This window comes from Pseudaquabacterium terrae, from assembly GCF_013266755.1.
GTDB lineage: Bacteria > Pseudomonadota > Gammaproteobacteria > Burkholderiales > Burkholderiaceae_C > Pseudaquabacterium > Pseudaquabacterium terrae.
This window is the reverse complement of sequence record NZ_JABRWJ010000015.1, coordinates 79,132-102,602: the sequence shown is the minus strand read 5'-3', so window position 1 is coordinate 102,602 and position 23,471 is coordinate 79,132. Positions and strand designations below refer to the sequence as shown.

The following is a 23,471-nucleotide window of genomic DNA, read 5'->3' as shown; positions in this document are numbered from 1 at the left end:
AACCGGCACTGGCAAAACGTCTTGCCGTCCCTTGTCGCGTTTGTTTTGATGTCGCGTTGCGAATGCAGGTGGAACTACAGCCTCTTAAGCTCGTGGTCGCGGGTTCAAATCCCGCCGGTCCCACATCAGGGGGACCGTAGCTCAGTCCGGTAGAGCACGATCGTTTCACCAACCCTTGTCGCAACGAGGCACCATTTTTTGCGGTGAATGCAGATGGAACTACAGGTAGACGCACGCGCTGGCTCCTCGAGGGCCGGCGCGTGCCCTTCGCAGCGATGCGTGGGGCGCCCGGGTCCGAATCCCGGTCCAGCAATGGATGGCGGAGTGACGTTTCATCGATCCTGGTCACCGTTCTTTTGTGTGAGATGAAGTGAGATGAACATGGAACAGAACTACAACACCGAGCAACCCGAAGGCGGCGTGCCCATCAAGATGTGGACGCGCGGCGTGCCTGTGGAAGACGAAGCGAAGCAGCAGCTCGCCAACGCGGCGCGCCTGCCCATCGTCTTCAAGCACATCGCCGCGATGCCCGACGTGCACCTGGGCATCGGTGCGACCGTGGGCTCGGTGATCCCGACCCTGCGCGCGATCATCCCGGCCGCCGTCGGCGTGGACATCGGCTGCGGCATGATGGCTTGCAAGACCACGCTGCACGCGAACGACCTGCCCGACAACCTGGCTCCGCTGCGTGCCGCGATCGAGCGTGCCGTGCCGCACGGCTCGTCGCCGCGCAACCGCGGCCGCGACCAGGGCAGCTGGGAGAACCCGCCAGATGCGGTGGACCAGGTCTGGGCGACGCTGGTGGACGAGTTCGATGCGCTGTGCGAGCTGCACCCGCGCCTCAAGAACACGAACAACCGCAAGCACCTCGGAACGCTGGGCACCGGCAACCACTTCATCGAGGTCTGCCTCGACGAGGACGGTTTCGTGTGGTTCATGCTTCACTCGGGCTCGCGCGGCGTGGGCAATGCGATCGGCACGCACTTCATCGAGCTGGCGAAGAAGGACGCCGAACTGCACCAACGCAACCTGCCCGATCAGGACCTGGCGTACTTCGAGGAAGGTGCGCAGTATTTCGGCGACTACGTGCGCGGCGTGGGCTGGGCGCAGAAGTTCGCAGCGTGCAACCGCGAGGTGATGATGACCAACCTGATCGCGACGGTGCGCAAGGTGATCACGAAGCCGTTCGAGTCGCATGTCGAGGCGGTCAACTGCCACCACAACTATGTGCAGCAGGAGCATCACTTCGGCGAGGACGTGTTCGTGACGCGCAAGGGCGCGGTGAGCGCGAAGCGTGGTCAGCTGGGCATCATTCCCGGCAGCATGGGTGCGCGCAGCTACATCGTGCGCGGCCTGGGTAACGCCGAGAGCTTCGAGAGCTGCAGCCACGGTGCCGGCCGCGTGATGAGCCGGACCAAGGCGAAGAAGCTGTTCACGGTCGACGACCAGATCCGGGCGACCGAAGGCGTCGAGTGCCGCAAGGACAAGGACGTGATCGACGAGATCCCGATGGCCTACAAGGACATCGATGCCGTGATGGAGGCGCAGAAAGACCTGGTGGAAGTCGTCCACACCTTGAAGCAGGTGGTGTGTGTGAAGGGCTAATTGGGGAAGGTCGGGCCTGGTGGCTCCCTCCCCATCTGAAGATGAAAGGGGAGGGAGTCATGAAGAACGAAACACTGATCAGTGCGCACCCGATCGACCCGGCGATGCGCGTTCAGATCCTCGACTGTCTGCGGCAGATCGAGGTCGATCACGACGTGAAGGTGCTGTTCGCCTGCGAGTCCGGCAGCCGCGGCTGGGGTTTCGCGTCGCCCGACAGCGACTACGACGTGCGCTTCGTCTACGTGAACCGCCTGTGCATCCACGACTTCATCGAAGGCGAACTCAATACAGCCGCCGCGCAGGTGGTCGTGGATTCGTCCCGCCCTGACACCACGATGCTGGACGCTTTCCTGGCGAGACCATCCTTGAGAATGAACGAGAGAAAAGTGAACGTGATTGAACTTGATGGCTCGACCGGCGAAGGCGGCGGCCAGATCCTGCGCACGGGCCTGGCCCTGTCGATGTGCACGGGCCAGCCGATGGCGATCCAACGCATCCGTGCGAAGCGTCCGAAGCCAGGATTGATGCGCCAGCACCTGACCTGTGTGCAGGCGGCTGCGGCCGTCTGCGGCGCGAAGGTGGAGGGGGCGGAGCTCGGCTCGCAGACCTTGGTCTTCGAACCCGGCCCCGTGCGCGCCGGCGAATACGCCTTCAATGTCGGCACGGCGGGCAGTTGCACGCTGGTGCTGCAGACGGTGCTGCCGGCCCTGATGCTCTGTGGCAAGCCCAGCCGCGTGTCGCTCAGCGGCGGCACGCACAACCCGATGGCGCCGCCGTTTCACTTCCTCGAACGTAGCTTCGCACCGCTGCTGCGGCGCCTTGGTGTGGGTCTCGATCTGGAACTGCGTCGGCTGGGCTTCTATCCGGCCGGCGGTGGCGAGATTTCAGCTCTGGTGCAGCCGACCGAGGCGGGTCTGCAGCCCTTCGACTTGACCGATCGCGGCCCGGTGCAGGAGGCGTACGCCGAGTGCTTCGCGCCGGCCTTGCCGAGCGCCGTAGCGTTGCGTGAACTCGCGGCACTGGCGCGCGCGCTGGGTTGGTCGGGCGACCAACTGCGCACGCCGGCCGTGCGGCAGAACGAAGGCCCGGGCAACGCGCTGATGGCCACGCTTGGCTATGCGCATGTGAACGAGGTCGTCACCGGTTTCGGCGAGAAGGGTGTGAGTGCCGAGCAGGTGGCAGGCGCCTTGGTCAAGGAGATCAGGGCGCACCAGACGAGCGATGGCGCGTTGGGGCAACACCTGGCGGATCAGTGGATGGTGCCGCTGGCACTTGCCGTCGTGGCACAAGGCGGCGAGGCGTCTTACACCTGCACCACGATGACCGAACATGCCAAGACCAACATTGGCGTGATCGAGCAGTTCCTGCCGGTGAGGTTCGATGTGGACTCGACTGGCGCGTGCCCTTGCGTGCGCGTGATTGCCGCGGCGAACGTCTGAGCCGGCGACAGCTTGCGCGCCACGTGAGAGAGGACGGCGTCGCGGCAAGACGCCGGCGGTTGTACCGCCGCGAGCGCTTCCGTCAAACACCCCTCGGAGCACAACACCTCGGCCCTCAACGAGACGTCCCGCTGCCCGGGGTCGCGCCCAGACTGGCACCAGCTCAAAGTCGAAAAGTCGATCCAAAAAAAGTCAGTGATCGCTTCTCGTCTATCCCTGAAATTTGGTAGGCCGTGTTGGGATCGAACCAACGACCAAAGGATTATGAGTCCTCTGCTCTAACCGACTGAGCTAACGGCCCCCGGGGCGAAGGCGCGGATTGTAGGAGGCGGTGCTGCCGTAACAAACGCCGGCGAAGACGTCGGATTTCGTCGCATTCGCGCTGCCCGGCCGGGTTCCAATGGCGGCAGCCGCCCTCGGAGCTCGACCACCATGCGACTGCTGCGCCACCTGTTCACCGCCCTCTGGCTGACCGCCTGCGGCGTCTTCGCCTCGGCCGCGCAGGCTGCCGGCGTCAACGGCCTGTGGTCGACGCAGAACGGCGACTACGCGCTGTTCCTGCAGGACGCCACCAGCGGCGCGACCTTCGCGCTACAGGTGCCGGGCAGCCTCGACGCGCTGCGCGTCTGGATGGGTTCGGGGTCGGCCAGTTCGCTGAGCCTGCAGGGGCTGGTGCAGCCGAACGACGCACTGATCGCCAACGTCGCCGGCTCGTCGATGAGCGGCACGATGACGATCGGCGGCGTGCAGCAGCCTTTCAATGCCGCGCTGGCGCTGGCCTGGGTCGGCACCGAGTACGCCGGCATCTGGCAGAAGGTCTCGCCGGCCAACGCCTACTTCGTTTTCTGCGTGCTCGAGACCGGCAACGGCCGCATCGGGCTGCAGATCGACGTGACGCTCAACGCCGACAAGACGACGACCTACGACATCTTCACCGGGGCCCTGGTGAACACCCAGTTCACCGGCCTGTCGGTGACCGGGTCGGGCCTGACGTCGCGGCTCAATTTCGGCACCGGTACGCTGACCGGCAGCAGCACGACCATCGCCAAGCCGCCGCAGGTCACGACCTTCAGTGCCACGCAGGTCGTGAAGATAGCGCCCTGAAGGCATCCTCCAGGCGTTCGGCGAAGCCGCGCCCGGCTTCGCTGACACGCCGCCAGCGCAGCGGCGCCTGGCCCAGCACGACGAGGTTCGCGCTGCGCAGCGCCGAGACGTTGATCCGCCCCGCCGCTTCGATCGTGTGCACCTCGCCGGCGCTGACCAGCACGTCGCGCGCTTCGCCGTCCACCGTGATCCACAGCGTGCCGCAGTCGCTGCGCAGCCGGTCGCCCGGCTGAACGTCCAGCGCAATCAGGTCGGCCTCGCCGAGCCGCATCGCCGTCGTCGCCGGCAGCTCGCTGCGGTGGGAAATGACATGCATCGTGTTCATGATCGGCCTTTCGGTTGCTGATTGACGATGGCTGTATTTCAGCCGAGCATCGGCGTCCTGTCGAACGATCAATTCGCCTGCTTCACATGCGCTGCACTCATGGATAACACGCTGGCCCGGCTGCCGTCGCTGGACCTGCTGCGCGGTTTCGTCGCGGTCGCGCGACGCGGCAGCGTGACGCTGGCGGCGGCCGACCTGTTCCTGACGCAGTCGGCCGTCAGCCGGCAGATCCGCGGCCTCGAAGAACACCTCGGGCTGCCGCTGTTCCACCGCCGCCACCGCGCGATCGAGCTGACGCCCGAGGGCGAGCGGCTGTTCCGCCTGGCCGATGCGTGGTTCACGCAGCTGCACGAGCACCTCGAATCGCTGCGGCAGCGCGGCGCCGAGGCGCCGGTGACGCTGACCTCGACGATCGGCGCGGTGTCGCTGTGGCTGCTGCCGCGGCTGGGCGACTTCCAGGCCGCGCACCCGTCGGTCGACGTGCGCGTGTCGGCCGGCAACCGCGCCGTCGACCTCGAGCGCGAAGGCGTCGACCTGGCCTTGCGCTACGGCCCGGCCGAGCGCGCGCCCGCAGGCGCGGTGCGCTGCTTCGACGAGCAGATCGTCGCCGTCGCCAGCCCCTCGCTGGGCCTCGATCCGATCCTCGAAAACAACGACTTGGGCACGCTCACGCTGCTCGAATACGACGAGCTCGCCCGCCCCTGGCTGCGCTGGGCCGACTGGATCCGGCCGCTGGGCCTCGGGCCGCTGAAGCCGCGCGCCCGCATGGGCTTCAACCAGTACGACCAGGTGATCTTCGCCGCCCTCGCCGGCCACGGCGTCGCGCTCGGCCGCTCGCCGCTGGTCGCGCAATTGATCGCCGACGGCCGGTTGGTCGCGCTACGCCCGCGCGGCACGCCGCTGCACGCCGATTTCAGCTACTGGCTGATCGAGCGCCGCGGCGCCGATTCGGCTTCACGCCGGCGCTTCGTCGACTGGCTGCTCGCCGAGGCCGCGCACACGCGTGCGCTGATGGCCGCGCAGATGACGAGTTAGCGCGGACCCGACAGCGCGTTGCCGACCAGCCGCGCGGTGATGTCGACGAGCTGGATCATGCGCTCGTAGGCCATGCGCGTCGGGCCGACGACGGCCAGCGTGCCGACGACGCGGCCGTCGACCTCGTAGGGCGCCGACACGACCGACAGCGATTCGTAGGGCACGACGCCCGACTCGCCGCCGATGTAGATGCGCACGCCCTCGGCGCGGCTGGAGTTCTCCAGCAGCCGCATCAGCTCGGTCTTCTGCTCGAAGAGGTTGAACATCTTGCGCAGCGAGCCCAGGTCGTGGCCGAAATCCTCGACGCCGAGCAGGTTGCGCTCGCCCGAGACGATGACCTGCTCGCTACCTTCGCTCAGCGCATCGCTGCCGGCCTGCACCGCGACCTGCATCAGCACCGCGATCTCGGCGCGCAGCGTCTCGATCTCGCCATGCAGCCGCCCGCGCATCTCGTCGATCGCCAGGCCGGTGTAGTGGTTGTTCAGCAGCGCGGTGGCCTCGGCGAGCTCGGACTGCGAATAGTCGCGGGTGGTGAAGATCACGCGGTTCTGCACGTCGCCGTCGGAAGACACCAGGATCACCAGCACCCGCTTCTCACCCAGGCGCATGAACTCGATGTGGTGGAAGACGCCGGCACGCTTGGGCGCGGTGATGACGCCGACGAAGTGCGACAGGTTCGACAGCAGCTGCGCGGCCTGCGCGATCACCCGCTGCGGCTGGTCGGGCTGCAGCTGCTCGCGCACGCCGGCCATCTCGGGCGGCTCGTGCGCCAGGTCGACCGGGCGCGCGGTCAGCATGGTGTCCACGAAGAGCCGGTAGCCGCGCGGCGTCGGCACGCGGCCGGCCGAGGTGTGCGGGCTGGCGATCAGCCCAAGGTCCTCGAGGTCGGCCATCACGTTGCGGATCGTCGCCGGCGACAGCTCCAGCCCTGACGCGCGCGACAGCGTGCGCGAGCCCACCGGCTGGCCGTCGGCGATGTAGCGCTCGACCAGCGTCTTGAGCAGCGTGCGGGCACGTTCGTCCATCTGTGTTTTTCATTGTACGGAGCCGCCCCGCAGGCACCGCTCGCCAAGGCGCGTTGGCCGCGATACCCTGTGGTGTAATGCCTCGCATTCCCCCCACCGTGCCGCCCATGGGCCGACGTTTTCTCCACGCCGCACTGGTTGGCAAGTACCAGGCCGAGGGCATCCGGCCGGTGCTGGAAGAAGTCGCGCAGTTCCTCGTCCGCCAGGGCCTCGAAGTCTCGTTCGAGCAGCAGACCGCGCAGAACACCGGCGTCACCGACTACGACGCGCTGAACGCTGAAGCCATCGGCGAGCGCTGCGACCTGGCCGTCGTCGTCGGCGGCGACGGCACGATGCTCGGCTTCGCGCGCGAGCTGGCCCGCTTCGACATCCCGCTGGTCGGCATCAACCAGGGCCGCCTGGGCTTCATCACCGATGTGCCGATCGGCCAGTTCCGCGAAGCACTGGCGCCGATGATCGCCGGCGACTATGCCGAAGAGCACCGCGCGATGATCGAAGGCGAGGTCTGGCGCGACAACGAGCGCATCTACGAAGGCCTGTCGATGAACGACGTCGTCGTCAGCCGCGGCGCGACGGCCGGCATGGTCGAGCTGCGCGTCGACATCGGCGACGAGTTCATCGCCAACATCCGCGCCGACGGCCTGATCATCGCGTCGCCGACCGGCTCGACCGCCTATTCGCTGTCCGCCGGCGGGCCGATCCTGCATCCGGGCATCGCCGGCTGGGTGCTGGTGCCGATCGCCTCGCACACGCTGTCGAACCGGCCGATCGTGCTGCCCGATGCCGGCGAGGTGCGGATCACCGTCGTCGCCGGCCGCGACGCGTCGGCCAACTTCGACATGCAGCGCCTGGCCAGCCTGCTGCACGGCGACCAGGTGCGCATGCAGCGCTCGGCGCGCAAGGTGCGCTTCCTGCATCCGCGCGGCTGGAGTTATTACGCGACGCTGCGCCGCAAGCTGCGCTGGTACGAAGGAGTGGTCTGAGTGTTGAGGCGCCTCGCCCTGCGGGACTTCGTGATCGTCCCGTCGCTGGAGCTGGAATTCCACGCCGGCTTCTCGGTGCTGACCGGCGAGACCGGTGCCGGCAAGTCGATCCTGGTCGATGCGCTGCAGCTCGCGCTCGGCAGCCGCGGTGATGCCGGCGTCGTGCGTGAAGGCGCGGCGCGCGCCGAGGTCAGCGCCGAGTTCGACGCGCTGCCCGCGCTCGGCCCCTGGCTCGACGAAGCCGGCTTCGCCGCTGACGACACCGTGCTGCTGCGGCGGACGATCGACGCGCAGGGCAAGAGCCGCGCGTGGATCAACGGCAGCCCGGCGACGATCGCCCAGTTGCGTGAGCTCGCCGATGCACTGCTCGACATCCACGGCCAGCACGCCTGGCAAGGCCTGACGCGGCCGGCGGCGACGCGCGAGCTGCTCGACGGCCAGGCCGGCATCGACACCCGCCCGCTGGCCGAGGCCCATGCCGCCCGCAAGGCCGCCGCCGAAGCACTGCAGCGCGCGCGTGAGCGCAGCGACGAGATCGAGCGCGAGCGCGAGCGCCTGGCCTGGCAGATCGGCGAGCTCGACAAGCTCGCCCCGGGCGACGACGAATGGCCCGAGCTGAGCGCCGAGCACCAGCGGCTCGGCCATGCGCAGGCGCTGATCAACGCCGCGCGCGGCGCGCTGGACGCGGTCGACGATGGCGAGACGCCCGCTGCCAGCGGCACACAGCGCGCGATCGACGCCTTGCAGGACGTCGTCGGGCACGATGCTCGCCTGCAACCGGTGATCGAGGTGCTGCAAGGCGCGATGGCTCAGCTCCAGGATGCCGCGCATTCGCTCAACGGCTACCTCGGCCATGCCGAGCTCGACCCGGACCGGCTGGCCGAGGTCGACGCGCGACTGTCGGCCTGGCTCGGCCTCGCGCGCCGCTACCGCCGGCCGCCGGAAGAGCTGCCGGCGCTGCTCGCCGGCTGGCGCGACGAGCTGCGCGTGCTCGATGCGGCCACCGACAGCGCGGCGCTCGAGCAGGCGCTGGCCGCGGCCGATGCGCGTTATCGCGACGAAGCGCGTGGCGTCAGCGCCGCGCGCCGGAAAGCGGCGGCGGCGCTGTCGGCGGCCGTCACGCAGGCGATGCAGACGCTCGGCATGGCCGGCGGCCGCTTCGAGGTGCAGTTGCCGGCACAGGCCCAGCCGCAGAGCTTCGGGCTCGAATCGGTGGAGTTCGCGGTCGCCGGCCATGCCGGCAGCACGCCGCGGCCGCTGGCCAAGGTCGCCTCAGGCGGCGAACTGTCGCGTCTCGCACTCGCCATCGCGGTGACCACGGTGCGCAGTGGCGGCGGCGCGTCGACCCTGATCTTCGACGAGATCGATGCCGGCATCGGCGGCGCGGTCGGCGACACCGTCGGCGCGCTGATGAAGCAGCTCGGCCGCGAACGCCAGGTGCTGGCGGTGACGCACCTGGCGCAGGTCGCCGCCTGTGCCGACCAGCACCTGGTCGTCTCGAAGACCGAAAGCCGCGGCAGCACGACGAGCGACGTGCAAGCCGTTGCCGGCGAAGCACGCGTCGCCGAGATCGCCCGCATGCTCGGCGGCGAGCACCTCGCCGGCACCAGCCTCGCGCATGCGCAGGCGCTGCTCGGCGGCGAACCCCCCGCAGCGCCGAAACGGCGCACCCGCGCATGATCGGCGAGCCGACGCCGGACGGACCGGAAAGCGCCGCGGTCCCAGCCTCGGGCCGGCCTCGAGAGCTGGTGCTGATCACCGGCATCTCGGGCTCGGGCAAGTCGGTTGCGCTGCATGCGCTCGAAGACACCGGCTTCTTCTGCGTCGACAACCTGCCGCCCGAGTTGCTGCGCGACTACATGCGGCTCGACCATCCGCGCTACACCGAGCGTGTCGCGATTGCCGTCGACGCCCGCGCCGCGCGCTCGCTGCCGGCGCTGGTGCCGCTGATCTTCGAGCTGCGCAGCGAAGGCGTGACGATCCGCCCGCTGTTCCTCGACGCCAGCACCGACACGCTGGTGCGGCGCTTCTCTGAGACACGCCGGCCGCATCCGCTCTCGCAGCCCGACTCGGCCGGCGGCCTGCACCATGCGCTGATCGAGGCGATCGAGCTCGAACGGCTGTTGCTGGCCGAGCTGCGCGAGGTCTCGACGGTGATCGACACCAGCACGCTGCGCCCGGCCGGGCTGCGACAGCAGGTGCGCAACCTCGTCGACGCGCGCCACGACCGGCTGACGCTGGTCTTCGAATCCTTCGCCTTCAAGTACGGCGTGCCGCTGGACGCCGACTACGTGTTCGACGTGCGCATGCTGCCGAACCCGTATTACGTGCGCGAGCTGCGGCCGCTGTCCGGCCGCGATGCGCCGGTGGCCGAGTTCTTGTCCGAGCAGCCCGAAGCGGCCGAGATGCTCGACCAGATCGAGAGCTTTCTGCGCCGCTGGCTGCCGGCGCTGGCGACCGATCAGCGCGCCTATGTCACGGTGGCGATCGGCTGCACCGGCGGCCAGCACCGCTCGGTGTACATCGTCGAGCAATTGCGCGAACGCTTCGCCGACCATGGTGCTACGCTGGCGCGACACCGCGAACTGGATGCCATCGATTGACTGATTCGGCTACGCGCCTCGTCGGCCTGCCCTTGTTTCCGCTGCAGACGGTGCTCTTCCCGGGCGGCGTGCTGAGCCTGAAGGTCTTCGAGACGCGCTACCTCGACCTCGTCAGCCGCTGCCTGCGCCAGGTCACGCCCTTCGGCGTCGTCTGCCTGAACCAGGGCTCGGACGTGCAATCCAGCGGCGGCGAGCGCGTGCGCTTCGAAGCGGTCGGCGTGCTCGCACACCTGGAGGAGGTGGATGCCGAGCAGGCCGGCATCCTGCGCGTGCGCTGCATCGGCGGGAAGCGTTTTCGCACCGGCACGCCGCAGCAGCAGCCCGATGGCCTGTGGCTCGCCGACGCCAGCCTGCTGCCGCCGGACGCGACGCTCAAGCCGCCGCGCGAGCAGGCAGCCACGGTGGTTGCGCTGAACAACGCGATCGAATCGCTGCGCCAGCAAGGTCACGTGCCCTTCGCCGAGCCCTACCGCATGGACGACGCGAGCTGGGTCGCCAACCGCTGGTGCGAGATCCTGCCGATCTCGCTGGCCGCCAAGCAGAAGCTGATGGAGCTGCAGGAGCCGGAGATGCGGCTGAAGCTCGTCGATGAATACCTGCGCGGCAAGGGCGTGATCCCCGGCCGCTGATGCGACCGCTGAGTCAGGCCAGCTGATCGATCAGGCGGCGCACCGGCGCCGGCAGGCCGGCGGCGAGCGCCTCGTCGCGTGCGAACCAGCGGCCGTCTCCTGGCAATGCACTCTCGATTCGCTGCCGCGTCGCTGCCGCGGTGCGTGGCGGCAATTGCCAGTGCCAGGGCTTCAACTGCCAGTCGAAGTGCGTCAGCACATGGTGCACGTGCGGCAGCGCTTCGATCCGGCCGGGGCCCTGCGCGGCGAAGGCCTGCACGGCCTCGTCGCCGGTGAACTCGGGCAGGCTCCACAAGCCGGCCCAGACCCCGGGCGCAGGACGTTGCACCAGCCACAGCTGCGCGCCGGAGGTCAGCAGCAGCAGGCTGTTCTCGCGCCGCCCGCGCTTGAGCTTGCGCGTCTTCACCGGGTAGGCCTCGGGCCGGCCTTCGGCGCGGGCGACGCAGCAGTTCGACCAGGGACAGGCGTCGCAGGCCGGGCGGCGCACCGTGCACACCGTCGCGCCCAGGTCCATCAGCCCTTGCGTGTAGGCCTCGATGCCGGTCTTCGGCAGCAGCGCCTCGGCGTGTTGCCACAGCCGTCGTTCATGCGCGGCCTCGGCCAGGTCGTCGCCGAAACCGAGCGCACGCGTCAGCACGCGCTTGACGTTGCCGTCGAGGATCGCGGTGCGCTCGCCGAAGCAGAACGCGGCGATCGCCGCCGCGGTCGAGCGGCCGATGCCGGGCAATTTGGCGAGTGCGGCACTGCTGTTCGGAAAGCTGCCGCCGTGGTGTTCGATCACCGCGCGCGCGCAGGCATGTAGATTCCGCGCGCGGCTGTAGTAGCCGAGGCCGCTCCACAGCGCGAGCACCTCGTCCTGCGGCGCGGCGGCCAGCGAGCGCACGTCGGGAAAACGCAGCAGGAAGCGCTCGTAATAGCCGAGCACGGTCGCGACCTGCGTCTGCTGCAGCATGATTTCCGACAGCCAGACGCGGTACGGATCGCGCGTGCGCTGCCAGGGCAGCGCATGGCGGCCGTGCGTGCGCTGCCAAGCGACGAGCGTCGCTGCCGACGGGCGCTTACCCGTCACGCGGCGCCGCGCGAGACCAGCGACGTCGAGTGCACCAGCGACAGCCGCGGCGCCGGTTCCGGCGTCGCGTCGGCGCGCGGTGGTGACACGGCCAGGATGCGCAGCGCATCGACCGCGGCTTCGACCCGCTCGGCGGCTTGCTGCAGGCGCTGGTCCTGCGCTTCGACCTCGGCGATGCGATGCTCCAGCTCACCTTCGGCGGCCTGGATGCGCGTATACGCCTCGCGGCGATGGTGCAGGCTGCGGCGTCGTTCGCGCAGCTGCGATTCGAGCTGCGACGTCGCGGCCTTGCCCCACAGCTCGATCTCGACCGCGGCGCTTTCGAACACCACGCGCAGCCGCGACAGCAGCACCTGCTGGAACTGCGCGAGGAAGCCCGGCTCCGACAGCCGCCACAGCTTGGTGATCCCGAAGTAGCGGCTGTAGCTCGCCTCGATGCGCTGCAGCTCCCGCCGCGCGCTGTCGACGCTCGGCTTCGGCGTTGCGGCGAGCGCGAATCCGAAGTCGGCATTCAGCTGGCGGTGGCTCGCGGCGAGCATCTGGTCCATCTCCTCGACACCGACCTCGGCCGCATCGAGCATGCCGCGCAGCCGCTCGCCGAGCTGCGCGAAGGCCTTGCCGGCGCCGAGCTTGAAGAAGCTGGACTCGCTGTCGGTCTGCATGCGCAGCGTCTCGGTGCGCACGCGCTCGCTGGACACCAGCTTCAGCACGTCGCGCAGCTGGCGCGACTGCACCGCGCGCAAGGCCGCCAGCCGCGGCATGCATTGCTCGAAGGCCGTGGCATCGGCCTCGAAGCGGCGGCTGATCATCTGCAGCTTGGTGCTGCTCTTGCCGCGCAGGCCGCGCAGATCGAGCAGTTGCTCCGTGACCTGGCGCCGGCGATCGGTGAGGCGCTTCAGCGCACGCTGCTGCAGCACCAGCACGCCGTCCTCGACGAGGCGGCCGATGACGCCGCTGCGCTGCGGCAGCAGCTCGTTCGACAGCGCCTGTTCCAGGGCCGGCAGCCCGCCGTCGCCGATGTCCGGGTCCCCCAGGCGCGACAGCAGCGCCTCGCGCGCCGACATCGGGAAGATGCGCTGCGGCGGCATGCCCAGGGTTTCGGCGACCGTCTGGCACTGGTGCCTGACCTGTGCCTGGATCTGGCCGGCATCGAGCAGCGGATCGTTCAGCGCATCGATCTTGTTCAGCACGACGAAGCGCTCGAGCGAGCGGTCGCCGAGGTGGTCGCGCCAGATCGACAGGTCGGAACGCGTGACGCCGGTGTCGGCGGCAAGCAGGAAGACGATCGCGTGCGCCGACGGCAGCAGGCCGAGCGTCAGCTCGGGCTCGGCACCGATCGCGTTCAGCCCCGGCGTGTCGACGACGACCAGCCCGCGCTTGAGCAACGGATGCGGATAGTTGATCAGTGCATGGCGCCAGGCCGGCACCTCGACCTGGTCGTTCTCGTCGCGCGGCGGGTTGTCGTCGGGCGACTCGTCGTCCCACAGCCCGAGGCCGCGCGCATCGTCGATCGGCACGCGCTGCGTGCGCGTGACCTCTTCGAGCACCTTGGCCAGTGCAGCCGGATCGCCGGTGGGCAGCGCGTGCTGCTCCCACAGCTCGGGGCGCGAACGCAAGGCGGACACCGGCTGGCCGCCGCGACGCGTGCCGATCGGCAGCAGCGACAGCCCGGGTGAATCCTGCGGATCCCAGGCCAGCTCGACCGGGCACATCGTCGTGCGGCCGGGAGTCGCCGGCAGCACGCGGCGGCCGTTGTCGGCGAAGAACAGCGCGTTGATCAGCTCAGACTTGCCGCGCGAGAACTCGGCGACGAAGGCCAGCACCAGCCGGTCGGATGCCAGGCGCTGGCGCAGCGTCGTCGCCAGTCCGGAGGCCTCGGCATCGAGCAGGTCGTGGTCGGTGAGCAGCGCAGCGAACTGGTCGATGCGGCGGTCGAGCGAACGGCGCCACTCGGCCAGGGAATCGAGCTCACGCGACAGGGTCGACGACATGCGGACAGCGGTGGACGAAGTTGCGAGCGATGCTAGCGCAAGCTTTCTTTTCGGCGGCGTGCAAATGACCGCTGATCGCCCACAAGCGTGGGGACACGTCGCGCGCTGACGACGACCGGCGGCGTCAGCGGCGCTGGCAGCCGGGGCAGTAGAAGGTCGACCGCTGGCCCTGGACGATGCGCCGCACCGTGCCCTCGCAACGCGTGCAGCGCTCGCCTTCGCGGCCATAAACCAGCGCCTGGTCCTGGAAGGCGCCGCTCATGCCGTGCGCGTCGCGGAAGTCGCGCAGCGTCGAGCCGCCGAGCGCGATCGCCCGCGCCAGCGTCTGGCGCAGCGCGGCCAGCAGCTTCTCGGCGCGCGGCCGGCTCAGGCGATCGCAGCGGGCGCGCGGATCGATGCCGGCGATGAACAGCGCCTCGCTGACGTAGATGTTGCCGGCACCGACGATCAGCTCGCCGCCGAGCAGCGCCACCTTGATGTTGCAGCGGCGCGCATGCAGCGCCTGGTGAAAGCGCTGCGGCGTCAGCGTGGGATCGAAGGGTTCGGGGCCGAGCCGCGCCAGCAGCTTCGCGGCCGGGTCGGCATTCAGCGCGTCAGACCAGACGACAGCGCCGAAGCGGCGCGGATCGGTCAGGCGCAGCGTGCCGCGGTCGGTGTGCAGCTCGAAGTGGTCGTGCGCGCCGGCGGGTGGCGGCGCATCGGCCAGGTTCAGCGAGCCCGACATGCCGAGGTGCATCAGCAGGCCGCCGCGCCGCGCCGGGCCGTCCAGCGGCAGCCAGAGGTACTTGCCGCGCCGCTGCAGGTCGCCCAGACGCAAGCCGGCGAGTGCTTCCGGCGCGCAGCCCAGCGGCCAGCGCAGCGGCTTGCCCAGCCGCGCCGACTGAATGCGCCCGCCGCGCAGGCGTTCGGCCAGCGTGATGCGCGTCACTTCGACCTCGGGCAGCTCGGGCATGGCGAAATTATCGGTGCCGGGCAGGCCCAATAGAATCGACGCCTGTTCGAGGAATCACGATGCCCCGTTCCCCAGCGCCCTCGCGCCGCCTGCGATCCTGGATCGCCAGCGCGGTGCTCACGATCGGCGCCGGCGCCGTTCTCGCCCAGGACGACTCGGCGTCCGCCAACTCACCGCTCGACGCGCCGCTGTTCTACCAGCTGCTGATCGGCGAGCTCGAACTCAGCGCCGGCCGCGCCGGCAGTGCCTACGAGGTGATGCTCGATGCCGCGCGCCGGCATGGCGACGATGCCCTGTTCCGCCGGACCATCGAGATCGCGCTGCAGGCGCGTGCCGGTGACCAGGCGCTGGCCGCCGCGCGCGCCTGGCGCGTCGCACGGCCGCAGGTCGCCGAAGCGATGCGCTTCGAAGTGCAGATCCTGCTCGCGCTGAACCGCCTGGACGACCTGGCCGACCCGCTGCAGGCCTGGCTCGCGGCGGTGCCCGACACCGAGCGGCCGATGCTGATCGCCTCGCTGCCGCGACTGCTGCAACGTGCGACCGACCGGGCTCGCGTGCTGGCGATCACCGAGCCGGTGCTCGAGCGGTACCTGACGCCGCCCGCCACGCGCGTCGCCAGCCTGGTCGCGCTCGCCCGCGTGCAGGTCAATGCCGGCCAGAACGCCGCGGCGCTCGAACGGCTGCGCCTGGCCCAGGCAGCGGACCCCGCGGCGCCCGGGCCGGCGCTGGTCGCGCTCGACATGCTGCCGGGCACGGCCGCCGCGGAGGCCCTGGTGACGCAGCACCTCGCCCGGCCGGCGGCCGAGCCCGCGGTGCGCCTGGCCTATGTGCGCCTGCTGACGCAGGCGCAGCGCTACACCGACGCCGCTGAACAGCTCGAAGTCCTGACCCGCGAACGTCCGGAGCTGGCCGAACCGTGGCTGTCGCTGGGCGCGCTGCGGCTGGAGCTGAAGCAGCTGCCCGAAGCCGAAGCCGCCTTGCTGCGCTTCGTCGAGATCGCCCAGCGCGGCGACGCACGGGCCGAGATGCGCGACGAAGACGACGACAACCCGGTGGCAACGGCCGATCGGGCGACGACGCAGGCCTGGTTGCTGCTGGCGCAGGTGGCCGAGCAGCGTGGCGACCTGAAGGCCGCCGAGCAATGGCTGGGGCGTGTCGACAACCCGCAGCGTGCGCTCGAGGTGCAAAGCCGTCGCGCGTCGATGCTGATGCGCCAGGGCAAGGTCAAGGAGGCGCGCGCACTGATCCACGCGGTGCCCGAGCGCAATGGCGACGACGTGCGCGCCAAGCTGCTGGCCGAGGCGCAACTGCTGCGCGACGGCAAGCGCTGGCCCGACGCGGCCGCCGTGCTCGCCGCCGCGAACAGCCGGTTCGCCGACGATGTCGACCTGATCTACGAGCAGGCGATGGCCGAGGAGAAGGTCGAACGCTTCGCCGAAATGGAACGCCTGCTGCGCCGGGTCATCGAGCTCAAGCCCGAGCATCCGCATGCACACAACGCGCTCGGCTATTCGCTGGCCGATCGCAACCAGCGCCTGGGCGAAGCCCGCGACCTGATCCGCAAGGCGCTCGACCTCTCGCCCGGCGACCCGTTCATCACCGACAGCCTCGGCTGGGTCGAGTACCGCCTCGGCAATCGCGAGGAGGCGGCGCGCCTGCTGCGCCAGGCTTACCGGGCCCGGCCGGACACCGAGATCGCCACGCACCTGGGCGAAGTGCTGTGGGTGATGGGCGAACGCGACGAAGCGCGCCGCATCTGGCAGGACGCGCGCGGCCGCGACGCCGACAACGAGCTGTTGCGCGAGACGCTGGCTCGGCTCAAGGTCGGGCTGTGACGCGGGGCGCGCGCGGATTCGCGGCGCTCGCTCTGCTGGCGGCGGCACTGCTCGCCGGCTGCGCGACACCGCAGCGCACCGCTGCACCCGGCGCGAGCGAGACGCTGTCCGGACGCCTCGCGGTGCGTGTCGACAGCCAGCCGCCGCGCAACGTCAGCGCGAGCTTCGAGTTGAGCGGCAACCCGACACACGGCCAGCTCGTGCTGAGCGGCCCGCTCGGCGCCACGGCGGCGCAGGCGCGCTGGGCACCCGGTGAAGCCGCCTTGATCACCAGCGATGGCCGCACCGCCTACCCCGACCTGGACGCCCTGGCGGTCGACGCGCTCGGCGAGCGCATCCCGATCGCTGCGCTGTTCGACTGGCTGCGCGGGCGCCCGTGGACGGGCGCGAAGTTCACGCCGCGAAGCGACAACGAGGCCGGCTTCGAACAACTCGGCTGGCGCATCAGCCTCGCCCGCTGGTCCGAAGGCTGGGTCGAGGCGCGCCGGCCCGCGGCGCCGGTGGTGACGGTGCGCGCGAAGCTGGAACCGGGGTCGTGAGCCTGCGCGCGCTCTACGACGTTCCGGCACCGGCCAAGCTCAACCTCTTCCTGCACGTGGTCGGTCGTCGCGCCGACGGCTATCACCTGCTGCAGTCGATCTTCGTGCTGCTCGATTGGTGCGACACGCTGCACTTCGAGCTGCGCGCTGACGGTGCATTGGCGCGGCACGACCTCGGCGCGGTGTTGCCGGCAGACGACCTGAGCCTGCGCGCCGCGCGCGCGTTGCAGCAGGCGAGCGGCTGCACGCTGGGCGCCGACATCTCGGTGCTGAAGAACGTGCCCTGGGGCGCCGGGCTCGGCGGCGGCAGCTCCGATGCGGCGAGCACGCTGCTGGCGCTGAACCGCCTGTGGGGCCTGCACTGGCCGCGAGAACGCCTGCAAACGCTCGCGCTGAAGCTCGGCGCCGACGTGCCCTTCTTCGTCGGCGGCCGCAACGCATTCGTCGAAGGCATCGGCGAGCGATTGACGCCGATCGCGCTGCCGCGCCAGTGGTTCGCGCTGGTCAAACCACCCCAGCCCGTGGCGACCGCCGCGATTTTTGCGAGCCCCTTGCTGCGGCGCGATAGCGATGCTGCTATAGTCGTGGACTTTCTCGCAGACACCCAGCTCATGCAGTGGTTGTCGGGCGCGGAAGCAGGCGCAGCGGCAATGACGACAATGAGTTGGGGCCGCAACGACCTGCAAGCCGCCGCCGAAGACCACTGTCCCGAGGTAGCGCAAGCCGCCCGGTGGTTGGAGGCCCGCTTCGGCAACAGCCGTATGTCGGGTTCCGGCAGTGCAGTGTTCGCGAGAGCCGGCGCAGGCGACCAGCCCGTGGCGACTTGGGGTGAGAACGATCTTCCGCCCCGATGGGTCGGCCGCTTGAGCCGCAGTCTCGACCAGCACCCGTTGTGGGGTTGGGCAGACTGAAAAGGGATTCGAGGGTTCGGCGCGAGCCGGGTCCTGTGTAGGGGAGTCGCCAAGTTGGTTAAGGCATCGGATTTTGATTCCGACATGCGAGGGTTCGAGTCCTTCCTCCCCTGCCAAACATCTCGCTTCCTGCGTTCTTCCACTTCCCAGCAGACCTGAGCTTTCGCGGAGCTGCCGTGCTGTTCAACACCGTGCTGTTCACCGGCAACGCCAATCCCGCCCTCGCCGAGGAAATCGGCAAGAGTCTCGGCGTCGAGCTGGGCAAGTGCACCGTCGGGCGCTTCTCCGATGGTGAAGTGACGGTCGAGGTCCATCAGAACGTTCGCGCCCGCGACGTCTTCGTCGTGCAGCCGACCTGCGCGCCGACGAACGAGAACCTGATGGAGCTGCTGATCATGGTCGATGCGCTGAAGCGCGCCAGCGCGCGCCGCATCACCGCCGTGATCCCGTATTTCGGCTATGCGCGCCAGGACCGGCGCCCGCGCTCGATGCGCGTGCCGATCAGCGCGAAGGTCGTCGCGAACCTGCTGGAAACCGTCGGCGTCGAACGCGTGCTGACGATGGACCTGCACGCCGACCAGATCCAGGGCTTCTTCGACATCCCCGTCGACAACATCTACGCGTCGCCGGTGCTGCTGTCGGACCTGAAGAGCAAGGCCTACCCGGACCTGGTCGTCGTGTCGCCGGACGTCGGCGGCGTGGTGCGCGCGCGCGCCCTGGCCAAGCAGCTCGGCACCGACCTGGCGATCATCGACAAGCGCCGGCCGAAGGCCAACGTCTCCGAAGTGATGCACGTGATCGGCGAGATCGAAGGCCGCAACTGCGTGATCATGGACGACATGATCGACACCGCCGGCACGCTGGTGAAAGCGGCCGAGGTGCTGAAGGAGCGCGGCGCGAAGCGCGTCTTCGCGTACTGCACGCATCCGATCTTCTCGGGCCCGGCGATCGAGCGCATCGCCGGCAGCCAGCTCGACGAGGTCGTCATCACCAACACGATTCCCCTGTCCGACGCGGCGCAGAGCTGCAAGAAGATCCGCCAGCTGTCGGTGGCCTTCCTGTTCGCCGAGACGATCCGCCGCATTTCGGACGGCGAGTCGGTGACGTCGCTGTTCGCCGAGCAGAACAATAATTTTTAGTCGGGAGAGCGGGCTGCCGTCGGCAGCCCTTCCCATTTTGTTGCGGCCATCCGGCCGCTTTACCAAAGCGCCTGGTCGCGGGCGCTTCACATGGAGTCAACCATGAAATTCGTCGCTTACGAGCGCACGCTGCAGGGGACCGGAGCGAGCCGCCGCCTGCGTCTGTCGGGCAAGGTGCCCGGCATCGTGTACGGGGCCGGTGAGCCCAAGACGATCGAGCTCGATCACAACGCGCTCTTCTTCGCGCTGAAGAAGGAGGCCTTCCACTCGTCGATCCTCGAGATGGAACTGGCCGGCACGACGCAGAAGGTGCTGCTGCGCGACTTCCAGATGCATGCCTGGAAGCCGCAAGTGCAGCACATCGATTTCCAGCGCGTCGATGACACGACGCGCCTGCACAAGAAAGTGCCGCTGCACTTCGCGGGCGAAGAGAACTCGGTGGCCGTCAAGACCGACAAGTGCCTGATCAGCCACGTCGCCAACGAGCTCGAGATCGAGTGCCTGGCAACGCAACTGCCGGAATTCATTGCCGTCGACCTGTCGGGCCTGATCAAGGGCCAGTCGCTGCACGCCACCGACATCCAGCTGCCGGCCGGCATCAAGCTGGTGCGCCACGGCAGCCTGAATCCGGTGATCGTCGCCGCGACGCCGCCGAAGATCGAGGTCGAAGAAGCCGCGCCGGCTGCAGCCGCGCCGGCCGCGCCCGCCAAGGGTGGCAAGGCCGCCCCCGCGAAGGCTCCGGCCAAGGACGCGAAGAAGAAGTGATCCGCTGCGGCCTTCGGGCCGCAACGAGTCTCGCGCAAAGCCCCGCTTCGGCGGGGCTTTTTCATTTCAGCCGAGCAGCGTCTCGGCCGGCGTGTCGGCGTATCCCAATTGCTGCGCCACCGGCGCGCAGGTGACGTGGCCGAGCGCCACGTTCAGCCCCGCGCGCAGGTGCGGGTTCTCGCGCAGCGCGACACGCCAACCCTTGTCGGCCAACGCGATCGCATGGCCGATCGTCGCGTTGTTCAGCGCGAAGGTCGAGGTGCGGGCAACGGCGCCGGGCATGTTCGCGACGCAGTAGTGAACGACGCCATCGACCACGTAGGTCGGCTCGGCATGCGTGGTCGCGCGCGAGGTCTCGAAGCAGCCGCCCTGGTCGATCGCCACGTCGACGACCACGGCGCCGGGCTTCATGCGCGCGACCATGGATCGGGTGACGAGCTTCGGTGCCGCGGCGCCGGGAATCAGCACGCCGCCGATCACCAGGTCGGCCGCCAGCACGGCCTCCTCGACGCTCAACGCAGTCGAAAACTGCGTCGTGATGCGGTTGCCGAACACCAGGTCCAGCTGGCGCAGGCGATCGACGTTCCTGTCGAGCACCGTGACGCGGGCACCCATGCCGACCGCCACCTGCATCGCATGCGTGCCGACGACACCGGCGCCGAGCACGACCACGTGTGCCGGCGCCACGCCCGGCACGCCGCCGAGCAGCACGCCCATGCCGCCCTTGGACTTCTCCAGGTGCGCGGCGCCGGCCTGCACCGACATGCGGCCGGCGACCTCGCTCATCGGCGCCAGCAGCGGCAGCCCGCCGCCCGGGCCGGTCACCGTCTCGTAGGCAATGCACACCGCGCCCGACTTGACGAGACCAGCGGTCTGTTCCGGGTCCGGCGCGAGGTGCAGGTAGGTGTAGAGCAGCTGGCCTTCGCGCAGCCGGGCAATCTCGCTCGGCTGCGGCTCCTTGACCTTGACGATCATCTCGCCGCGCTGAAAGGCCTCGTCCGCGTCGGCCGCCAGCTTCGCCCCAGCGGCTTCGTAGGCGGCGTCGGTCAAACCGATCGCCACGCCGGCGCCACGCTCGACCCACACCTCGTGCCCGCGCTCGACCAGCTCGCGCACGCTCGCGGGCGTCAGGCCGACCCGGTACTCGTGGTTCTTGATTTCCTTCGGCACGGCGATTCGCATCGCTTGTCTCCATTGTGTTGGCCCCGGCATTGTGGAAATCGACGGCAGCGGCACGAAGGTGCATCTGGATTTGTCCGATTACATTAGGTCGACTGATGAATGCGTTCGATCCTGCCGCTCTGGAATGCCTGGCCGCGTTGGCGGACGCCGGCAGCTTCGACCGTGCCGCGCAGCAGCTGTCGATCACGCAGTCGGCGGTCTCGCAGCGATTGCGGTCGTTGGAGACCGCCCTCGGCCGGCTGCTGGTCGTGCGCTCGCGGCCGCTGCGGCTGACCGAACCGGGCAAGGTGCTGCTGCGCTATGCGCGGCAGATGCAGGCGATGCGCGCCGACCTGTCGCGCGAGCTCGGCGCCACGCTGGGCCAGGACGAGCGGCTGCCGATCGCCGTCAATGCCGACAGCCTGGCCACGTGGGTGCTGCCGGCGCTCGATCCGGTGGCGCAGGCGGGCCTGCGGGACGGTTATGGGCTCGAACTGATCGTCGACGACCAGGACTTCACGCACGACTGGCTGCGCGAGGGCGCGGTGCTGGGCTGCGTCAGCACGGTGGCCGAGGCGCTGCGCGGCTGCAGCGCCGTCGCCTTGGGCACGATGCGCTACATCGCGGTGGCCAGCCCGGCGTTCTGCCAGCGATCGCTGCCGGGCGGCCTGAACCGCAGCAACTTCGCGCACGTGCCCTGGCTGGTCTTCAATCGCAAGGACGACATGCACGCGCTGTGGGTCGCGAAGGCCTTCGGCGTGCAGGGGCCGCGCCTGGTCGAGCGCTTCGTGCCATCGACGGAAGCGCACGTGCGCGCGGCGGTGATGGGCTGGGGCATCGGCGTGATGCCGGAGCAGATGGCCGCACCCGCGCTCGCCGACGGCGCGCTGGTCGGCCTGTTCCCGGAGATCTGGATCGACGTGCTGCTGTACTGGCACCAGTGGAAACTGCGCACCGACGACTCGAGCACCGAGCCCGCGCTGCGGGCCGGCGCGCTCGACCGCATCGGTCGCGCGTTGATCGCCGGCGCGCGCGAGGCCTTGAAGCCGGCGCCCGGATAATCGCGCCGATGATTCGCTTGCTGGTCGGCCTGGGCAACCCGGGCCCGGAATACGAAGGCACGCGCCACAACGCCGGCTTCTGGTGGGTGGATGCGGCCGCGCGCGTGCTCGGCGCGCGCATGAGCTTCGAGCGCGCGTACCACGGCTTCGTCTCGCGGGTGAATCGGCCCGACGGTCCGGTCTGGCTGTTGCAGCCGCAGACCTACATGAACCTGTCGGGCAAGTCGGTCAGTGCGCTGGCCCGCTTCTTCAAGATCGAGACCGAGCAGATCCTCGTCGTGCACGACGAGCTCGACCTGCAGCCGGGCCAGGTGAAGATCAAGCAAGGCGGCGGCGTGGCCGGACACAACGGCTTGAAGGACATCCAGGCGCAGCTCGGCACAGCAGACTTCTGGCGCTTGCGCATCGGCATCGGCCATCCGGGCGTGCGCTCGGAGGTCGCCAACTGGGTGCTGCGCAAGCCGGCACCGGATCAGCGCGAGGCGATGGAGCAGTGCATAACGCAGTCGATCGAAGCGCTGCCGTTGCTGCTCGATGGCCCGATGGAACGGGCGCTGATGAAGATCCACGCCAAGCCGCCGCGGCCGAAGCCGCCGCCGGCGCCGCGCCCGACGGAGGAGACCTCATGAGCTCGATGATGCGTGGCCTGACCGGCGTCCTGCTTGCCGCCACGCAGACGCTGGCCGTCGCGCAGCCGGCGGCGACGAGCACGGTCTATCGCTGCGGACCCGAGGGCAAGCAGTACTCGGCCACGCCCTGCCCCGCCGGCAGCGCCTTGCCGGACGATGCACGCACTGTCCAGCAGCGCCGCGAAGCCGAGGACATCGCGGAACGCGAACGCAAGCTGGCCGACAAGCTGGCGGCCGAACGGGTGGCACGCGAGAAGGCGATCGTGCCGACGACCGCGGCCAACGTGGGCCCCAGCGCCAAGCCGGCCTCGGCCGCATCGGCGCCGAAGAAGGGCAAGCCGAAGAAGAAGCCGAAAGCCTCAGCGGCGAAGGCCTGAGGCGGGCGGCAGCTTCAGGTCGCCGGCGCAGGCGGCGCGACGTCGTCCAGCCCCATCAGCTGCCGGTACTTGCCCCACAGCTGGTCCTTGCTCTCGACATGGGCCGGATTGATCGGGATGCAGGCGACCGGACAGACCTGGACGCACTGCGGCTCATCGAAGTGGCCGACGCATTCGGTGCACTTGCGATGGTCGATCTCGTAGAACTCCGCGCCCATCGAGATCGCCTGGTTCGGGCATTCGGGTTCGCAGACGTCGCAGTTGATGCAATCGTCGGTGATCATCAGGGCCATG

At 69.4% G+C, this 23,471-nt stretch carries 23 protein-coding genes, 2 tRNA genes and 1 pseudogene; 18 read left to right on the top strand and 8 right to left on the bottom strand.

Annotated features, from left to right (window positions below; all coding sequences use genetic code 11):
• Positions 1-381 precede the first annotated feature (381 nt).
• From HLB44_RS33735 to rtcA, 3 genes and pseudogenes are all read left to right on the top strand, one after another.
• Positions 382-1,605 (top strand): RtcB family protein, encoded by a 1,224-nt coding sequence (locus tag HLB44_RS33735; RefSeq protein ID WP_173134233.1) that lies wholly within the window; start codon positions 382-384, stop codon positions 1,603-1,605.
• Between the two features lie 59 nt (positions 1,606-1,664).
• A pseudogene (locus tag HLB44_RS33730) lies at positions 1,665-1,859 on the top strand (DNA polymerase beta superfamily protein); the annotation flags it as partial.
• A 117-nt stretch (positions 1,860-1,976) separates the two neighbouring features.
• On the top strand, positions 1,977-3,044 hold the full coding sequence (gene rtcA, locus HLB44_RS33725) for an RNA 3'-terminal phosphate cyclase (protein ID WP_217283920.1): 1,068 nt from the start codon (positions 1,977-1,979) through the stop codon (positions 3,042-3,044).
• A gap of 224 nt (positions 3,045-3,268) precedes the next feature.
• Here rtcA and HLB44_RS33720 read toward each other — a convergent pair.
• A tRNA-Ile gene (locus tag HLB44_RS33720) sits at positions 3,269-3,345 on the bottom strand.
• A 131-nt stretch (positions 3,346-3,476) separates the two neighbouring features.
• Between HLB44_RS33720 and HLB44_RS33715 the strand changes: the two genes are divergently transcribed.
• Positions 3,477-4,148, top strand: coding sequence for a hypothetical protein (locus HLB44_RS33715; protein ID WP_173134230.1), 672 nt, complete (start codon positions 3,477-3,479; stop codon positions 4,146-4,148).
• On the opposite strand, the gene HLB44_RS33710 is transcribed toward HLB44_RS33715, so the two are convergent.
• Positions 4,114-4,473 (bottom strand): DUF2917 domain-containing protein, encoded by a 360-nt coding sequence (locus HLB44_RS33710; RefSeq protein WP_173134227.1) that lies wholly within the window; start codon positions 4,471-4,473, stop codon positions 4,114-4,116. The two genes, HLB44_RS33715 and HLB44_RS33710, sit on opposite strands and share 35 nt — an antisense overlap.
• Positions 4,474-4,572: 99 nt before the next feature.
• On the opposite strand from HLB44_RS33710, the gene HLB44_RS33705 reads away from it, so the two are divergent.
• Positions 4,573-5,508 carry a LysR substrate-binding domain-containing protein gene (locus HLB44_RS33705; protein ID WP_173134224.1) on the top strand — a complete coding sequence of 312 codons (936 nt, stop codon included), beginning with the start codon at positions 4,573-4,575 and terminating at the stop codon, positions 5,506-5,508.
• On the opposite strand, the gene hrcA is transcribed toward HLB44_RS33705, so the two are convergent.
• Entirely contained in the window at positions 5,505-6,533 is a 1,029-nt protein-coding gene (gene hrcA, locus HLB44_RS33700; RefSeq protein ID WP_173134221.1) for a heat-inducible transcriptional repressor HrcA, read from the bottom strand. The genes HLB44_RS33705 and hrcA overlap by 4 nt on opposite strands.
• A gap of 107 nt (positions 6,534-6,640) precedes the next feature.
• Between hrcA and HLB44_RS33695 the strand changes: the two genes are divergently transcribed.
• The 4 genes from HLB44_RS33695 to HLB44_RS33680 are packed head-to-tail and all read left to right on the top strand — an operon-like array spanning position 6,641 to position 10,748.
• Positions 6,641-7,516 (top strand): NAD kinase, encoded by an 876-nt coding sequence (locus tag HLB44_RS33695; protein ID WP_173134218.1) that lies wholly within the window; start codon positions 6,641-6,643, stop codon positions 7,514-7,516.
• Positions 7,517-9,196 carry a DNA repair protein RecN gene (gene recN, locus HLB44_RS33690; RefSeq protein WP_173134215.1) on the top strand — a complete coding sequence of 560 codons (1,680 nt, stop codon included), beginning with the start codon at positions 7,517-7,519 and terminating at the stop codon, positions 9,194-9,196.
• Complete coding sequence (rapZ, locus tag HLB44_RS33685) at positions 9,193-10,119, top strand: RNase adapter RapZ (protein WP_173134212.1); 927 nt, start codon at positions 9,193-9,195, stop codon at positions 10,117-10,119. Before recN ends, rapZ begins: the two co-directional genes overlap by 4 nt.
• Positions 10,116-10,748: an LON peptidase substrate-binding domain-containing protein gene (locus tag HLB44_RS33680; protein WP_246312619.1), complete on the top strand. Its 633-nt coding sequence runs from the start codon at positions 10,116-10,118 to the stop codon at positions 10,746-10,748. Before rapZ ends, HLB44_RS33680 begins: the two co-directional genes overlap by 4 nt.
• A gap of 13 nt (positions 10,749-10,761) precedes the next feature.
• Here the strand turns inward: HLB44_RS33680 and mutY are convergent, their stop codons facing one another.
• From mutY to mutM, 3 genes are all read right to left on the bottom strand, one after another.
• Positions 10,762-11,817 (bottom strand): A/G-specific adenine glycosylase, encoded by a 1,056-nt coding sequence (gene mutY, locus HLB44_RS33675; protein ID WP_173134208.1) that lies wholly within the window; start codon positions 11,815-11,817, stop codon positions 10,762-10,764.
• Positions 11,814-13,808, bottom strand: a complete 1,995-nt coding sequence (locus tag HLB44_RS33670; protein WP_173134205.1) for a dynamin family protein — start codon at positions 13,806-13,808, stop codon at positions 11,814-11,816. Before HLB44_RS33670 ends, mutY begins: the two co-directional genes overlap by 4 nt.
• A 124-nt stretch (positions 13,809-13,932) precedes the next feature.
• Positions 13,933-14,760, bottom strand: a complete 828-nt coding sequence (gene mutM, locus HLB44_RS33665) for a bifunctional DNA-formamidopyrimidine glycosylase/DNA-(apurinic or apyrimidinic site) lyase (protein ID WP_173134189.1) — start codon at positions 14,758-14,760, stop codon at positions 13,933-13,935.
• Between the two features lie 59 nt (positions 14,761-14,819).
• Here mutM and HLB44_RS33660 point away from each other — a divergent pair, with 59 nt between their 5' ends.
• From HLB44_RS33660 to HLB44_RS33635, 6 genes are all read left to right on the top strand, one after another.
• Positions 14,820-16,595: a tetratricopeptide repeat protein gene (locus tag HLB44_RS33660; RefSeq protein ID WP_173134174.1), complete on the top strand. Its 1,776-nt coding sequence runs from the start codon at positions 14,820-14,822 to the stop codon at positions 16,593-16,595.
• Positions 16,592-17,134: a lipoprotein insertase outer membrane protein LolB gene (locus tag HLB44_RS33655; RefSeq protein ID WP_173134169.1), complete on the top strand. Its 543-nt coding sequence runs from the start codon at positions 16,592-16,594 to the stop codon at positions 17,132-17,134. Before HLB44_RS33660 ends, HLB44_RS33655 begins: the two co-directional genes overlap by 4 nt.
• A 2-nt stretch (positions 17,135-17,136) precedes the next feature.
• Complete coding sequence (gene ispE / locus HLB44_RS33650) at positions 17,137-18,045, top strand: 4-(cytidine 5'-diphospho)-2-C-methyl-D-erythritol kinase (protein WP_217283916.1); 909 nt, start codon at positions 17,137-17,139, stop codon at positions 18,043-18,045.
• Positions 18,046-18,084: 39 nt separating this feature from the next.
• A tRNA-Gln gene (locus HLB44_RS33645) sits at positions 18,085-18,161 on the top strand.
• A 60-nt stretch (positions 18,162-18,221) separates the two neighbouring features.
• Positions 18,222-19,184, top strand: coding sequence for a ribose-phosphate pyrophosphokinase (locus HLB44_RS33640; protein ID WP_343051725.1), 963 nt, complete (start codon positions 18,222-18,224; stop codon positions 19,182-19,184).
• Between the two features lie 102 nt (positions 19,185-19,286).
• Positions 19,287-19,949, top strand: coding sequence for a 50S ribosomal protein L25/general stress protein Ctc (locus tag HLB44_RS33635; RefSeq protein WP_173134159.1), 663 nt, complete (start codon positions 19,287-19,289; stop codon positions 19,947-19,949).
• 66 nt (positions 19,950-20,015) lie between these two features.
• Here the strand turns inward: HLB44_RS33635 and ald are convergent, their stop codons facing one another.
• Positions 20,016-21,131, bottom strand: coding sequence for an alanine dehydrogenase (gene ald, locus HLB44_RS33630; RefSeq protein ID WP_173134155.1), 1,116 nt, complete (start codon positions 21,129-21,131; stop codon positions 20,016-20,018).
• 95 nt (positions 21,132-21,226) lie between these two features.
• Between ald and HLB44_RS33625 the strand changes: the two genes are divergently transcribed.
• The 3 genes from HLB44_RS33625 to HLB44_RS33615 are packed head-to-tail and all read left to right on the top strand — an operon-like array spanning position 21,227 to position 23,177.
• Positions 21,227-22,171, top strand: a complete 945-nt coding sequence (locus tag HLB44_RS33625; RefSeq protein ID WP_173134152.1) for a LysR family transcriptional regulator ArgP — start codon at positions 21,227-21,229, stop codon at positions 22,169-22,171.
• An 8-nt stretch (positions 22,172-22,179) separates the two neighbouring features.
• Positions 22,180-22,800 carry an aminoacyl-tRNA hydrolase gene (pth, locus tag HLB44_RS33620; protein WP_173134149.1) on the top strand — a complete coding sequence of 207 codons (621 nt, stop codon included), beginning with the start codon at positions 22,180-22,182 and terminating at the stop codon, positions 22,798-22,800.
• Positions 22,797-23,177 carry a hypothetical protein gene (locus tag HLB44_RS33615; protein WP_173134146.1) on the top strand — a complete coding sequence of 127 codons (381 nt, stop codon included), beginning with the start codon at positions 22,797-22,799 and terminating at the stop codon, positions 23,175-23,177. The genes pth and HLB44_RS33615 overlap by 4 nt, the downstream gene beginning before the upstream one ends.
• A gap of 14 nt (positions 23,178-23,191) precedes the next feature.
• Here HLB44_RS33615 and HLB44_RS33610 read toward each other — a convergent pair whose 3' ends face one another.
• Complete coding sequence (locus HLB44_RS33610) at positions 23,192-23,470, bottom strand: YfhL family 4Fe-4S dicluster ferredoxin (RefSeq protein ID WP_173134143.1); 279 nt, start codon at positions 23,468-23,470, stop codon at positions 23,192-23,194.
• Position 23,471: the final 1 nt, after the last annotated feature.

Coding starts and splice junctions, on each gene's coding strand:
- HLB44_RS33735 (WP_173134233.1), top strand. CDS start 382: ATGGAACAGAACTACAACACCGAGCAACCCGAAGGCGGCGTGCCCATC.
- rtcA (WP_217283920.1), top strand. CDS start 1,977: ATGAACGAGAGAAAAGTGAACGTGATTGAACTTGATGGCTCGACCGGC.
- HLB44_RS33715 (WP_173134230.1), top strand. CDS start 3,477: ATGCGACTGCTGCGCCACCTGTTCACCGCCCTCTGGCTGACCGCCTGC.
- HLB44_RS33710 (WP_173134227.1), bottom strand. CDS start 4,473: ATGAACACGATGCATGTCATTTCCCACCGCAGCGAGCTGCCGGCGACG.
- HLB44_RS33705 (WP_173134224.1), top strand. CDS start 4,573: ATGGATAACACGCTGGCCCGGCTGCCGTCGCTGGACCTGCTGCGCGGT.
- hrcA (WP_173134221.1), bottom strand. CDS start 6,533: ATGGACGAACGTGCCCGCACGCTGCTCAAGACGCTGGTCGAGCGCTAC.
- HLB44_RS33695 (WP_173134218.1), top strand. CDS start 6,641: ATGGGCCGACGTTTTCTCCACGCCGCACTGGTTGGCAAGTACCAGGCC.
- rapZ (WP_173134212.1), top strand. CDS start 9,193: ATGATCGGCGAGCCGACGCCGGACGGACCGGAAAGCGCCGCGGTCCCA.
- HLB44_RS33670 (WP_173134205.1), bottom strand. CDS start 13,808: ATGTCGTCGACCCTGTCGCGTGAGCTCGATTCCCTGGCCGAGTGGCGC.
- mutM (WP_173134189.1), bottom strand. CDS start 14,760: ATGCCCGAGCTGCCCGAGGTCGAAGTGACGCGCATCACGCTGGCCGAA.
- HLB44_RS33660 (WP_173134174.1), top strand. CDS start 14,820: ATGCCCCGTTCCCCAGCGCCCTCGCGCCGCCTGCGATCCTGGATCGCC.
- HLB44_RS33635 (WP_173134159.1), top strand. CDS start 19,287: ATGAAATTCGTCGCTTACGAGCGCACGCTGCAGGGGACCGGAGCGAGC.
- ald (WP_173134155.1), bottom strand. CDS start 21,131: ATGCGAATCGCCGTGCCGAAGGAAATCAAGAACCACGAGTACCGGGTC.
- HLB44_RS33625 (WP_173134152.1), top strand. CDS start 21,227: ATGAATGCGTTCGATCCTGCCGCTCTGGAATGCCTGGCCGCGTTGGCG.
- pth (WP_173134149.1), top strand. CDS start 22,180: ATGATTCGCTTGCTGGTCGGCCTGGGCAACCCGGGCCCGGAATACGAA.
- HLB44_RS33615 (WP_173134146.1), top strand. CDS start 22,797: ATGAGCTCGATGATGCGTGGCCTGACCGGCGTCCTGCTTGCCGCCACG.
- HLB44_RS33610 (WP_173134143.1), bottom strand. CDS start 23,470: ATGGCCCTGATGATCACCGACGATTGCATCAACTGCGACGTCTGCGAA.